A 13,638-nucleotide genomic window follows, 5' to 3' on the forward strand; every position below is an offset into this window, starting at 1 on the left:
TTTACTAAAGCAGGCTGAAAGTAATAAAACGATTTTAAGAGATTAAAAAGGAATGAGAAAGGAATGAAAACAATAAAATTTCATAAAGCAGAATGTGGTGTTGAGATGCTTCTTAATGTATTGCATGGAGATGTACTAAGCGAAAGATATTTGGAGCGAGATACTTTTAACACTGATTTTTTTGAAATTTTGCTTTTTAAAAAGGCGAAGGGAACTCTGATTTTAAATCAGCAGAAAATCAATATAACTGATAATACGATGGTTTTTATTTCTCCTTTTCAAAAAAGAAAATGGACTTTGGAGAAAGAAGGATTGGATTTTACTGTTCTGGTTTTTCAGGAAAATTTTCTAAACGATTTTTTCTCAGATAAATTCTTTACATATCGCCTTCTTTATTTTTATCAGTTGAATTATCCTTTAATAATTAGTATTGAAAAGGAAGAACTGCAAAAAGCACTTGAGCAGCTTATGGAAATCAAATCAGAGCTGGTAGAGAGCAGGACAGACAGTATTCATATCATCCGCTCTCTTACTTATTACCTGCTTTTGAAGTTCAACAGGATATATGCCCAGAAAAATAATCTCTCAATTGAAAGGGCTGAAAATAATTATGCATACCAATTTAAACAGTTACTCGAAACGCATATCAGGGATAAGCAGAGAATTGACGATTATGCAGCTTTATTAAATGTGAGCAGGATTTCAATTAATACGTGTGTAAAAAAACAGTTTAATGTTACCGCTACAGAACTCTTAAAACAAAGACTGCTCTTCGAAATAAAAAATGATCTGATACATTCAGGAAAGAATGTCGCTGAGATTGCCTATAATCTTCATTTTTCAGAACCCGGACATATGATGCGGTTTTTTAAAACCCAAACAGGAATTACCAGCACGCAGTTCCTGTCAGATTATCAAAATGGTATATTTTCATAGCATTTTAGTTGATTTTTTATAGAATGAGATAAATTTGCAACAAAAGAATTGTTATACTTTAAAAATAAAAATTTACAGTATACTAATTTCAATACATTCAATCTGCCTTGAGGCAGTTAATTTTTTAATATGCTCAAAAAATATAAATCCAATAAGATATATTACCAAAGCACAATAACACTTGCAGGACCTGTGGTAATTTCTCAGTTGGGACATACACTGGTACAGACTTTTGATACCATCATCATAGGACACTATGCAGGAACTATTTCTTTGGCGGCAGTCTCACTGGTTCATTCTGTTTTTATGGTCGTTTTAGTCATAGGATTAGGTGTGGCGTACGGATTAACACCATTGATTGCGCAAGAAAATGGAAAATCAAATTTTAAGGAATGCGCTGAGCTTCTGTCAAACAGCTTATGGCTAAATGTCGCAGCTGCAGTATTTCTTTTTTTAGTAGTGTACTATGGTTCTATGTTTGCCATGCAGCATGCGGATCAGGATCCTCAGGTGGTTGCAACGGCAAAACCTTACTTACTTATTTTGAGTTTATCTATTTTGCCTTTAATGGTATTTCAAACCTTTAAACAGTTTGCAGAAGGGCTGGGTTTTACAAAACAAGCAATGTCGATCACAATATGGGGAAATGTGCTCAATGTAATTATAGCAGTGATTTTGGTAAAGGGAATTTTTGGAATTGAGCCAATGGGCGTTCGAGGGGTAGGAATTGCAACATTGATAGATCGGGTTTTAATGATGCTGGTTATGATGTGGTATGTACTTCGATCAGAGAATTTCAGGGTTTACATAAAGCATTTCGTTGTTAAGTTTGTTGATTTTTCAAAAATTATAAAAGTGGTAAAAATAGGATTACCTGTAGCGATGCAGTATGTTTTTGAAATTGGAGTATTTGCAGTTGCGGCTTTAATGGCTGGCAATATAGGCGCAACGGAGCAAGCTGCTCATCAGACAGCAATAACCCTTGCGGCAATGACCTACATGATGGCAGGGGGAATTGCATCGGCGGCAACTATTAAAGTTGGAATTAGTTTTGGAAATCAGAACTACAAAAGACTTCAGAAATTTGCTTATGCGTCTTATCATCTAGTTATCATTTTTATGATGTTCTTTGCTCTAATTTTTACACTCTTAAATCAATATTTACCTTATTTGATAACAAATGATACAAGTGTTGTAGCGCTGGCTGCACAATTATTGATAATTGCCGCGCTATTCCAACTCTTTGATGGTACTCAGGTTGTTGGACTGGGAACACTAAGAGGAATGGGAGATGTAAACGTTCCTACTTTGATAACCTTTGTTGCTTATTGGCTTATTGGCCTGCCTGTGGCCTACATTTTAGGCATTTATTTCAATGCAGGAGTAAAGGGAATCTGGTACGGTTTGACTTTGGGGTTGTTAACATCATCTGCCTTACTGTATTTAAGATTTCGATATGTAATAAATAAAGTTTTGGAAAAATAATTTATAAATTCTATCATTAAAGTACAAAGTCCTTTTAGAATTTAAGGCATAAAAAAGCAGCAAAAAGAGTCTATTCTTGCTGCTTTTTTTTTACAATTTAGTTAATAAAAAAATGTTTATGAATTTTAACCCATTCTTCTATTGGAGTCATTCTTACAGGCAGTTTTTCTAAAACCTCCTGCAATTTAGGATTAAATTTTGTGGGATATACTGGCAGACTTGCCAACATTTCATAATATCCTTGCACACCTCTGGCGCTTTCTTCTCCTACAAGAATACTTAATTTATCCCCGAATTCTTGCGGAGGCATTGCGTAGAAATCAATTTTTTCGCCCAAACCAAGAGAGAATTTTTCGGCAAGACCATTTCCTTTCAGGTTATCCAAACCGCTCACAAGAAAGGATTGTCCAGATAGTTCTGGTTTGTATAAAGCTTCTGCCACAAAAGCGCTGACATCTCTTGATGCAATATAACCAATAGGCATATCTTCCGGAGTTGGGTAAGCTACTTTTCTTTCACTTTTTACATAATCGGTTGTATAAGGAGCCAGTAAATTTTCAGCATAAATAGATGGCTCAATAATTACATAGGGTACTCCGCAATTTTGAAGATATTCCTTGGTATCCAGCTTTACATCTTCCATAGGAATTCCTAATTTTTGCGGTGCCAGAAATCCGCTGGTATTCCAAACTATCATTTTTACGCCATTTTCCTTAGCTGCATCAATTACATTTTTTGCAAGTTGAAATCCATCTGCCGGATTAGGCAAGGAAACAGGAATCAGCAAAGCAACAGCATCAATTTCCTTAGTGATTTCTTTCATTTTTAATGCATCAGACATATCGCCTAATACAGGGATTGCACCAGCGTCTTCTAGTTTTGAAAAGTTTTTTTCTGAACTTGTAGCAGCATAAACAATTGCGCCTTTATTTTTTGCTTCTCCAATTACATGAAATTGCTGTGAACCTGTGGCTCCAAATACTAATACTTTCATTTTATTTTTTTATTTAATTGTTTTAATTTTTTTGGTAAAACTAATTAATAACTTACTTTTGTACAAGTACTTACGTTTTAGTTGGGTACTTACCAAATAGTTAGAAATATTGAGAATCAATGATAAAAAATCCAAAAATTATTAATGCTTGTGATGAAAATTGCCCCGTAAAAAAATCATTAGGCTTATTGGGAGGAAAATGGACAATGATGATTTTGTTTCAGATTAACTCCAGAACCATTAGATATGGTGAACTTAAAAGAGCTGTAGTGGGTATTAGTGAAAAAATGCTGATTCAGGAATTGAATGCACTTGTAGAAAACAAACTGGTCAGTAAAAAGGCCTATCCTGAAATCCCTCCAAGAGTAGAATATACATTAACAGAACTGGGTTTGAAGACTTTACCAATTATAGATCAAATAGCTGCTTTTGGATTGGAAAATTTGGTTTAGTTTGCTTGCTCAAATCTAACATTTAGCATTTCTTTTTTAAGCATTGTTTTCGCCTTTATTGGTAAAATTTTCCTTTAAGGTCTTCATTGACGTTTTAAAAAACAAATTAGTAAAAACGAGTAAAACTTATATTTAGAGGATATATGAAAAAAAATGGCGCCAATTGAAGACAATTGGCGCCATTTGGCTTTGTGACCCCGACGGGACAAATTTCAACATTTTTTTTGGATGATTTGAAGAAATTGGCTTACTTTCAAGTTAATTTATAAGATAATTATTTTAAGTTTTTATTAGTAAACGGTTTGTATGTATCGTGAGGGTTAAATGTTAAAATCGTTAAAAAAAAAGTGATCTCGATTTATAAATTAAAAATCAAATCTAAATATTCAACCAGGTCTTTAAATGAAGAATTTAGATCAGTATTTTTAGCAAAATTAAATAAAATATTTAAGATTATTCTAGTCAAAATGCGATGATTATATTTTTCTGATTTTTCGTATAAAAATATTTCCTTTACTTATTAGATGTTGTTCCACTGAAGTTAAAAATTGATTAATTTCTCTGTCAAAATATTTAAAAGTAAGTTGAAATTCCTAAGTTAAACCCGTCAGTAATAGTAGGTGGGTTGGAAAAAATATCCCGTTGTTTCAAATATCGGTAATTAAGGCGGATTACTGTTTGGGACGTTGGCCTAAAACTAACAGCAGGCATTATGCTCCACAAATCTTCCCCAATATTACCGTCCGTTTCTTTAAAGTTTCCAACATTCCAATCTACATATTCCAGTCTACATGCAACAGTTATCGCAGCTTTCTGCCAGCCTAAAATCGTTTTTGTCAATATAGGCTGAACAATATCTATAAATCCTCCTTTTTGTTTTTTGCCAAATTGCTGCGAATAGGTGTCAGGCACATCAACATAAACCCATGCAAATTCAGAAGTGATAAAAGTTTTTATTCTTGGAAGCGTTGTATTAAAATCTAAAGCAAAAATAGATACACGTCTCTTCTTATCTATTGTAATGCCATCGTCCTCAAATTTATTATAGATACCGTCCATATAAGAAATTCCAAGTTCTCCGACTTTAGAATTCCGCAGAGCAATTTTTCCCGTAAACAAGGGTTCTCCACTATTGATTTCTTCAAATCTTTCAGGGTTTTCTTTTGCTGCTGGCAAGAAAGTTTTATTTTCCGTATTTTCAATTATAGAGTTATCGAAATTTCCTGACAGATATGCTTCATACCCAAACATCCAATTCTTGGAATATTCTTTTCCAAAAAGACCAACTCCCGCATTACTGAAAGTTGCAGAAAGCATCTGAGTAGCTGATATTGGTCTGTCTGTAAAATCCCATTTTGGGCCGTCATGATTTTGATTGAAAGACCCGATCGGATTTAGAATGATTCCTGCTCGAAGATTTATCAGTGGGTCAAATTCTACATCTACGGAAGCAAATTCGATTGAAATTTCTTTACCGCCATCTTCAAACTCAATCTCGCTCAAAAATTTAACTCTTTTGCTTATTGCAGAAGACATAAAAATAGATAGCCTTCTTGCTTGGAATTGATGACCTTTAGAGATGCCATCGATAGTCATTTTCTGCCAGTTCATTTCGAGATAACCTCCAATGGATATGGGTGTTTTATTTATACTTAAGGCTGGTCTGTTGTAAAGAGCATCCATGTTTAAGATGTTTTTTACTGTATCTTTTGGAATCCTTTTCAATAAGCTGGGGTCGATCTGTGCGGAGCAATATGTAGAGAAGAGTACAGTGAACAGTACTATAATTACTTTTATTTCAAATCTCATTTCAAAGATATTTTTAAGATATTATTTTCTATTGATACAGGGAATTTTCTTAAGGCTGAACTTGCAGGGCCGCTTTCAAGGTCTCCGCGGCTGTTGAATTCACTTCCATGAGCAGGACATTGAAGTTTATCTCCAAACACCTGTAATTCTGCTCCCTGATGCGTACACAGCATAAATATGGCAGAATAATCATTTTCACTAAATCTAAAGACACATATTGGAGCTTTAAGTATATCATTTTGTATGACAATATATTTCTTGAATTGCGTCTTTGCTCCTTTTTGAACTATAAAATCAGAAATTGGGACTAAAAGATCTGATTCCTTTATTTCTCTTGAAATTTGAGAAGATGAGCAGCCATTCAGTATTGTTGTTCCAGATATTGCCGCAAGACAACCGAAACCGCACGCTTTTAAAAATTGTTTTCTGTCCATATTATAATGATTTTATAAATTTCAGCAAAGCCTGCTTGTCTTCTTTGGAAAGCTTTTCAAATGCATTTTTGCTTTTTTGTCCCTCGCCGCCATGCATTACTATGGCTTGTTCAATTGTTTGTGCACGACCATCGTGCATTAAAAATAAATTACCTCCCTGCGAATTCTCAGAAAGGCCTATGCCCCAGAGGGGCGGGGTTCTCCACTCAGAGGTTTTTGCACTTCCTTCCGTATAGCCATCATCCAGTCCAGCGCCCATATCATGCAGGAGCAGATCCGTGTATGGAGCAAAAGTTTTATTGGAAAGTGAGTTTATGGGAGAGTAACTGGTTTTTAATTCTGATTTATGGCAGCTTGTGCAGCTTATTTGTTTAAAAATATCTTTACCTCGAATGACAACCGGATCATTTTGATTTCTTTGAATGGGAGGTTTTAATGTTTTTAGGTAAAATACAACATCATTGACTTTAGGAGTGGAAACTTCAGGATCAATTTCTAAATTAGTATAATGATCTATAGGATTAAATACAGATGTAATTCCCATATCCTGATTGTAGGCATTAACAGTCTGGTGAAGTAAATCAAATGCAGAAGCCTTCTTGCCGTACCTCCCAATATATTTGCCTTCTTTAGATATTACATTTGGTGAGGCAAGGGAGTAATTTGGTATTGTAATCCAGTTTACATTCCCGGAAATTCCATCACCATCCGCATCTTGTGGATCTGTCATAGCAATTAGATCTGCGTCTGAAACATATTGCAAAAGCCCCAGACCTGTAATGGCAGGAGGCATAAATGTAGAGAAGGTGGCGCCTGATGGAATCACTTCAGGCATAAAACCAGGTAAAGCACGGTTTTGAAGCTGCGGTCCTCCCATGTTAAGGAATTTATTACCTGTTTCATCAATCTGTCCAAAGCGAACCAAACTGGTAAAAGGATGACCTTTTCCGTCTCCTGCATGGCAGCTTATACAGCTGTTGCTAACAAAGGTGGTGCCAAGGCCGGAACCTCTATTAAAAACTTCATTTACCGCCTGATCACCTTTCAAAAATTGAACAGATTCAGAAGATGACAATCCATCGATAGGTCCATCCAAAAGCTTATCATCTTCCGGCACATCCACAAAGCTGGACTCGCAGGAAGCATGTCCCATAATTAAGATTAGTAATATAAAAGCCTTCTTTAAAAATATATTTAAATTGCACATTATTTTATTTTTAGACAAAACTAAAAATATTTTTTGATAAATCATATAAGCCTTAAAAAAATCTACTGCAAATCACTTTGAAAATAGCGGGCAAGGACTTTTGGATTTGGATTGTAATGATAATCAGTACGAAAAATAAATTATGGGGACGTTTATGTAAAAAAAACATTTTAAATTTCACAAATTCAGAGATAAATGCAAAAATGTGCGTATTTTTGCGGACAAAATAAGCAAGAACCAATTGAAAAGGTCAATCGTCATAGTACTTTCCATTTTAATTTTATCGCCTTCTTTTGGCAGCCTGTTTGTGTACACTGCATTTAAATTAAATCAGAAAGAAATTTCTTAAACTATTTGTGTACAGCGTAAACTGACGTATAACACTTGTAATGGGCGATGCGAGCTTCAAAAAAGCATCAAAAAATATTCTGATAACGAACGCAAAATGCAAGACAGCCTAAAAGACAAATTAGAGCTTGTATATGTTCAAAATAGTGCTGAAATCAATTTAGATATCATATCTCCAATAGAATCAAAAGAAAATACTTCTTTCTTATTCGAAAAGAAACCTGTTGGAGCTTCAAACCTTACTTTTCACCCGCCGCTGGTGTAATTCTACAGATCAATTTTTTTGTTTTAAAAATAGTGTTACATCATTATACAATGATGCAATAAATATGTGTTGTATTTTCCTGTCAGCAATGATTTGAATTTATTTCAGAAACTCAGTTAATACAATTGATTTCTGTTTTTGGACGCATATAATTCTTTACTACGAAAAGCACTGATCTTTCTTTTATAATTGAAAATGCATTTTAGAAAGGAGTTTTCAGTTTAAAAATCCATTAAAATTTCACGGCATTTTGGCTTTCAAAATCTGATGGCTATGTGCTGCATTTTAAACCGTTTTTATACATTCATTACAAATGAAATCTTTTAAAATTTTAGTGATCGCACTTTTTTGTGTGATTACTTCCTGTACAATCGACAAAACAGATTACGAAGCCGAAATTGACGCTGAAGTTCCTGAATATTATGAGTTTAAAGAAGCCGTTTCGTTTAACAGCGGTAACTATAAAATAAGCGTAGAAGCCTTAAACGGAACCTTTTATAAAGGATATAATGAACTTCATTTGAAAGTTTTAAATACGCAGACTAATCAGAATATAAGTACGTCAGATATTACTTTTTTACCAATTCTAAGTAATACAAGCGGCAGCAAAACTTCTTGTCCGCACGAATATAATCCAGAATATGATGCAGCAAATAAATATTTCGCCGGATATTCTGTATTTACAAATGAAAGTACTACAGCAGACAGCTGGAAATTATATGTAAGTTTTACGGCTGATAATCAGAAGTTTGATATTAGTAAAGATGTTTTGGTTGAAAAGCAAAGTAATAAAAACCTGAATATGACAACCTTTACAGGAAAAGATGACGAACAATATGTTATTGCATTGGTTTCGCCTCAAAAACCAACCGTTTCCGAGAATAAATTGACTGCTGGTATTTATAAATACAATAAACCAACCCTTTCTGCGGGAACTTTTCCAGATCCAGCTCAGTTTTCGTATTCAGAAGTAAGCGGTTATACTTTAAAATTAGACCCAAGAATGCCCGAACCTTCAATGGGAAATCATTCTTCGCCAAATAATAAGGATTTAACACAAGAAAATGACGGTTTGTATCACGGAGTTGTAAACTACACAATGACAGGAAACTGGACCTTGAATTTAATCATGATGAATCAAAATGGGTTGATCATAAAAGGAACTGTTGTTCCAACAGATTTTACGCCGGGAGTTGAAGGCGTTAAAAGTGAACTTTATATTGATACTTTATTCTAAAAACATGAAATATATACTAATGTTACTTTTTTAGGAATGTCTGCAACAGCGCAAAATACGCACGCGCAACACGACAGCATCAAAAACTTAGAAGAAGTAACAGTAAAAAACGCAACAAAAAAGAAAATCGAAACCGAAATGAAAATGGCAGTTTCAGTAGATGAATTTCTGTCTTCTTCTGATAATATCAGCTTTATAAAACGTGGCGCTTATGCATGGGAACCTTTGTTAAACAACATGAGTACAGAACGTTCGACAGTTACGATTGACGGAATGCATGTTTTTGGCGCTTGTACTGATAAAATGGACCCAATAACGTCGTATGTAGAAAGCAATAATCTTGCGACAATTGATATAAAATCAGGACAGGAAGGAAGTCTTCACGGCGCAACTGTTGCCGGAAGTATCGATTTGAAAAGAAAAAGCACTCCGTTTGGTCTTGCCAAAAAATGGAATGGTGCGTACCAAAGCGGATTTGAATTTAACAACAGACAGTTTTTCAATCTTGGAAATGTGGCTTATTCAGGAGAAAAATTTGTTGCCGAAGGAAGTATTTCATATCGAAAAGCAGATGATTATTATGATGGAAATGATAATGAAGTAAAACATTCGCAATACAAAAAGTTCAATATTTCATTGGGTTTTGCTTATAAAACAAGCGATTTATCATCGGTAAGATTAGACGCGATTTTTGATATGGCAAAAGATGTAGGTTATCCGGCTTTGCCAATGGATTTATCGCTTTCTCGTGCCTTAATTACATCGGCTTCTTATAAACAATTATTTGAAGATGGATTGGTAAAATTAATTGATTCTAAAATCTATTTCAACGCCATCGAACATTATATGGATGATACAACTCGTCCTGAAAATCTGGTTCATATGGATATGCCGGGCTGGAGTACAACGTATGGTTTGGTTTCAAGAGCCAATTTGAAAGAGAATAGTTATTCGTCTGAAATACAATTGAATGCTTATGATAACCTTTCAATTGCAGAAATGAGAATGTATCCGCAGGACAGAAGCAAAAGAACGATGTTTGCTTACAGCTGGCCTTGGGTAACAACACGTTATGCGGGACTTTCTATGAATAATTCCTGGGGTCTTTCTGAAAAAAGTCAGGTAAATGTTGGCGGCTCTTTGGGAGTAAATTACAACTATTCCAAATATGTAGAATTCAACTGGATTTTTCATCCTGGAGCTCCGCGGGAAAAAACAAGGTTTTTGCCAAGTCTTCATGCTGGTTATAATTTAGATATCGATCATTTTAATTTTTCTGTAGGAACGGGTTACGGACACAGAGCGCCTTCTGTTTCTGAAGGATACGGGTATTACATTTACAACAGTTTTGACCGTTATGATTATATTGGAAATCCTAATTTGAAAAATGAAATTTCGTATGAAGGAAATGCAAGCGCAGGATTTAAAAGCGAAAAATTAAGTATTCAGGGAAAAATTAATTACTTCTATATTGAGAATTATATCATTGGAAGAATTTTAAGTATGGGAAGTCCGATGAATTATCAGTCGGTTGGAGTAAAAGGTTATACTTCATTAGATTATGCGACACTTTTGAATATATCTATGAATGTAAGTTATGATATTCTGGCGCATCTTCATTGGAAAGGAACGCTAACTTATGCACGCGGAACGGATAATAAAGAAGGAAATCTGCCTTTTATTCGTCCGTTGAGTTATCAGACTTCGCTTCATTACATGTATAAAAATTTCGGAATCCAGACTTCTGTAAATGGCGATTTTGAGCAGATTAATTATAGTCCCGAATACGGAGAAGATTTGACTTCCCCTTACACCATCTGGAATATTTCAGCCAATTATTCTTTTAATATCAATAAAGTAAAAACCGTAGTTCAGATGGGAGCAGAAAATTTATTAAATGAATATTACAGCACCTACGCCGATTGGGGGAATATTCCGAGAATGGGGCGTAATATTTTTACTTCTTTAGAATTCAATTTCTAATAAAAATGAGAAAAGTTTTTAGTATTACAATGACATTGATTTTTCTGCTGGTTTCTTTCCAGCAGGCATTGATTATTGTACACTTTAAACTGAATCAGCAAAGTATAGAACAGGAATTTTGTATCAATAAAGCCAAACCAGAACTGCAATGTCATGGTAAATGTCATTTGAAAAAAGAACTGGAAAAATCAGATAATGACGATTTAGAATTGACCAGCATTGGAAAAAGGATCGATATGGTTTTGATTTCAGATTTTCAATTTATAATTCAGATTATAAAAGCTATGAAATCAAGTAAAATAGTGATTCATAAAGAATTTGGATTGTTAGAACTTTGTTTAGAAATTTTTGTACCGCCACCAATTTATAATTTATTACATCGATTTAATATTAAATAGAAATACAAAAATTAAAAGAAATGCAAAATTTAAAAAAATACCTTTTATTATCAATTGCCTCTTTGGCATTCGTATCATGTTCAAGTGACGATGACAACCCGGTTGCAAACAATTTAACATTGGAATTCAATAACACTTTCAAAAACACTACAATAGTTTTAGGAAATGCAGCTTCAACAACAACCACAACAAATACTTCAGCGGCAGGACAAGTACATCATTTTTCGGAATTGAAATATGTTATCAGTAATATTCGTCTTGTAAAAGATAATGGAGATGAAGTTCCTTACAACATAAATGATTTAGATAAAGGTGCGACAGTAATCGATCAGGCCAAGTTGACTTCGTTAAGTTATGTTCTAAGCAATGTGCCCTCTGCGACTTACAAGCAAATTAAGTTTGGATTGGGGATTAAACCAGAACAAAATACTTTAGATCAGGTAAGGTTTCCTAATTTTTACGCGTCGGCCGGAGCAAATGATACTGCAATGATGTGGGAATGGGGAAGCGGATACCGTTTTACAAAAGTCGAAGGTTTTTATGATGCCGATAATAAGACGATGTCTATCCATACCGGAAGTACGGTTGAGGGAACTGCTCCAAACTACACGCAAGGTGTTAATGCTTACAGGGATATTACTTTAAACCTTTCTAAAAATGCAATTGTTGGAAATACAGCTCCGAGAATTAAAATCAAAGCAGATTTTGATAAATTACTAAGCGGAAAAGTAAATACCATCACACTTTCAACAGGAACTGGAATGAACGATAATGCGACTCCAAATGTTCATACAGCTGCCCAAATGGTAAAATTCGTTGATAATTTGGGTGGAAACGGATCTAACGACATTACAGGAATGTTCAGTGTATCTAGTGTAGAAAATTAAATTCATATTTCAGAACCGTTTGATTAAAAACGGTTCTGTTTTTAAGTTCATTCAAATGAAAAAAATAATTGGCTTCATATTGCTTTTTTTGTTTTTTACCTCTTGTAGCAGCGATGGTACGGATATGATCTCTATTGAAAATTCCGAAGTTACTTTAATTATTCCGTCTGGATTTCCGGAATTAAATGCTTTTGTAAGCCAAAACAAACCGACAAAATATGGTGTAGAATTGGGCGAAAAATTGTTTTCTGAAAAGAGATTTAGTGCAGACAATACCATTTCGTGTTCTACATGTCATATTCAGGCAAATTCTTTTGCTGATCATAATCCACAAGCGATCGGTATTGAAGGCAGAGTCGGTCTGAGAAATACGCCGTCGCTTCAAAATTTGGCTTTTTTGAAGTTTTACAATTGGGACGGAAGCAAACTGCACTTGGAGAATCAGCCTTTGGTTCCTATTATAACGCATGAAGAAATGGATTCTTCGATTCTGGAAGTTATCGGTAAAATTAAAGAGGATCCTACTTATAAAGATTTATTCAAAAAAGCTTTTGGAGATGGGAATGTCACACCAGATAGAATTTATAAAAGTATTGCACAATTTGAATATACGCTAATTTCTGCCAATAGCAAATATGACAGAGTAAAACGAAATGAAGCTTCCTTTACAGATGATGAAATGAAAGGATATCAAATTTTTAAGGATAAATGTGCAAGTTGTCATAGTGGGGAATTGTTTACGGATCAGAGTTTCAGAAATGTAGGCTTTCCAATAAACACCAATACTAATGAAGCAGGTCGCGCGCGGGTTACGGGTCTTGCGACTGATTATATGAGCTTTCGTGTGCCTACTTTAAGAAATATCGAGTTTACGGCCCCTTATGGCAGTTTCGGTCAGTTTGCTGACCTGAAATCTGTTTTGGATTATTTTGATAATGGTGTTCTTGATTCTGGTAATCTTGATCCAACAATTAAAACCAATGGTAGAAGAATTCCTCTTACCGACGCAGAAAAGGCTGACCTTATTGTGTTCATGAAAACTTTGAACGATGAGGTTTTTTTAGGTAATTAGGCCCTAAATGAGAAAAATACCAAATTATATAAGCTTACAAGCAAAAATACAGAATTACTACAAAATTGTATCTTAACTTTGCGCTATTAGTTGATATAAAAAAAATACAACTAGTTAAAGCAGTATTTTTT

13 protein-coding genes are annotated in these 13,638 nt (G+C 34.4%); 9 read left to right on the forward strand and 4 right to left on the reverse strand.

Features of this window, described 5'->3' with window-relative positions; all coding sequences use genetic code 11:
- The first annotated feature begins 63 nt into the window (after nucleotides 1-63).
- Nucleotides 64-936, forward strand: a complete 873-nt coding sequence (locus ABDW27_RS23005) for an AraC family transcriptional regulator (RefSeq protein ID WP_343698023.1) — start codon at nucleotides 64-66, stop codon at nucleotides 934-936.
- A 129-nt stretch (nucleotides 937-1,065) separates the two neighbouring features.
- Nucleotides 1,066-2,421 (forward strand): MATE family efflux transporter, encoded by a 1,356-nt coding sequence (locus tag ABDW27_RS23010; protein WP_343698024.1) that lies wholly within the window; start codon nucleotides 1,066-1,068, stop codon nucleotides 2,419-2,421.
- Between the two features lie 97 nt (nucleotides 2,422-2,518).
- On the opposite strand, the gene ABDW27_RS23015 is transcribed toward ABDW27_RS23010, so the two are convergent.
- Nucleotides 2,519-3,415 carry an NmrA family NAD(P)-binding protein gene (locus tag ABDW27_RS23015; protein WP_343698025.1) on the reverse strand — a complete coding sequence of 299 codons (897 nt, stop codon included), beginning with the start codon at nucleotides 3,413-3,415 and terminating at the stop codon, nucleotides 2,519-2,521.
- A gap of 119 nt (nucleotides 3,416-3,534) precedes the next feature.
- Here ABDW27_RS23015 and ABDW27_RS23020 point away from each other — a divergent pair, with 119 nt between their 5' ends.
- On the forward strand, nucleotides 3,535-3,867 hold the full coding sequence (locus tag ABDW27_RS23020) for a helix-turn-helix domain-containing protein (RefSeq protein WP_343698026.1): 333 nt from the start codon (nucleotides 3,535-3,537) through the stop codon (nucleotides 3,865-3,867).
- A gap of 573 nt (nucleotides 3,868-4,440) precedes the next feature.
- Here ABDW27_RS23020 and ABDW27_RS23025 read toward each other — a convergent pair.
- From ABDW27_RS23025 to ABDW27_RS23035, 3 genes are read right to left on the reverse strand one after another with little or no spacing between them, the layout of a single operon-like run.
- On the reverse strand, nucleotides 4,441-5,676 hold the full coding sequence (locus tag ABDW27_RS23025) for a hypothetical protein (RefSeq protein ID WP_343698027.1): 1,236 nt from the start codon (nucleotides 5,674-5,676) through the stop codon (nucleotides 4,441-4,443).
- The gene (locus tag ABDW27_RS23030) at nucleotides 5,673-6,110 is read right to left on the reverse strand and encodes a Rieske (2Fe-2S) protein (protein WP_343698028.1); all 438 of its coding nucleotides are present in this window, start codon (nucleotides 6,108-6,110) and stop codon (nucleotides 5,673-5,675) included. Before ABDW27_RS23030 ends, ABDW27_RS23025 begins: the two co-directional genes overlap by 4 nt.
- 1 nt (nucleotide 6,111) lies before the next feature.
- Entirely contained in the window at nucleotides 6,112-7,362 is a 1,251-nt protein-coding gene (locus ABDW27_RS23035) for a di-heme oxidoredictase family protein (protein WP_343698029.1), read from the reverse strand.
- Between the two features lie 400 nt (nucleotides 7,363-7,762).
- Between ABDW27_RS23035 and ABDW27_RS23040 the strand changes: the two genes are divergently transcribed.
- The 6 genes from ABDW27_RS23040 to ABDW27_RS23065 all read left to right on the forward strand — a co-directional run bounded on the left by ABDW27_RS23040 (nucleotide 7,763) and on the right by ABDW27_RS23065 (nucleotide 13,507).
- Entirely contained in the window at nucleotides 7,763-7,930 is a 168-nt protein-coding gene (locus ABDW27_RS23040) for a hypothetical protein (RefSeq protein WP_343698030.1), read from the forward strand.
- Nucleotides 7,931-8,243: 313 nt separating this feature from the next.
- The gene (locus ABDW27_RS23045) at nucleotides 8,244-9,167 is read left to right on the forward strand and encodes a hypothetical protein (RefSeq protein WP_343698031.1); all 924 of its coding nucleotides are present in this window, start codon (nucleotides 8,244-8,246) and stop codon (nucleotides 9,165-9,167) included.
- A 36-nt stretch (nucleotides 9,168-9,203) separates the two neighbouring features.
- Complete coding sequence (locus ABDW27_RS23050; protein ID WP_343698032.1) at nucleotides 9,204-11,150, forward strand: TonB-dependent receptor; 1,947 nt, start codon at nucleotides 9,204-9,206, stop codon at nucleotides 11,148-11,150.
- A gap of 5 nt (nucleotides 11,151-11,155) precedes the next feature.
- On the forward strand, nucleotides 11,156-11,548 hold the full coding sequence (locus tag ABDW27_RS23055; protein WP_343698033.1) for a hypothetical protein: 393 nt from the start codon (nucleotides 11,156-11,158) through the stop codon (nucleotides 11,546-11,548).
- Nucleotides 11,549-11,568: 20 nt separating this feature from the next.
- Nucleotides 11,569-12,435 (forward strand): MbnP family protein, encoded by an 867-nt coding sequence (locus ABDW27_RS23060; RefSeq protein WP_343698034.1) that lies wholly within the window; start codon nucleotides 11,569-11,571, stop codon nucleotides 12,433-12,435.
- A 55-nt stretch (nucleotides 12,436-12,490) separates the two neighbouring features.
- Nucleotides 12,491-13,507 carry a cytochrome c peroxidase gene (locus ABDW27_RS23065; RefSeq protein ID WP_343698035.1) on the forward strand — a complete coding sequence of 339 codons (1,017 nt, stop codon included), beginning with the start codon at nucleotides 12,491-12,493 and terminating at the stop codon, nucleotides 13,505-13,507.
- Nucleotides 13,508-13,638 lie beyond the last annotated feature (131 nt).

Source organism: Flavobacterium sp., from assembly GCF_039595935.1.
Lineage (GTDB): Bacteria > Bacteroidota > Bacteroidia > Flavobacteriales > Flavobacteriaceae > Flavobacterium.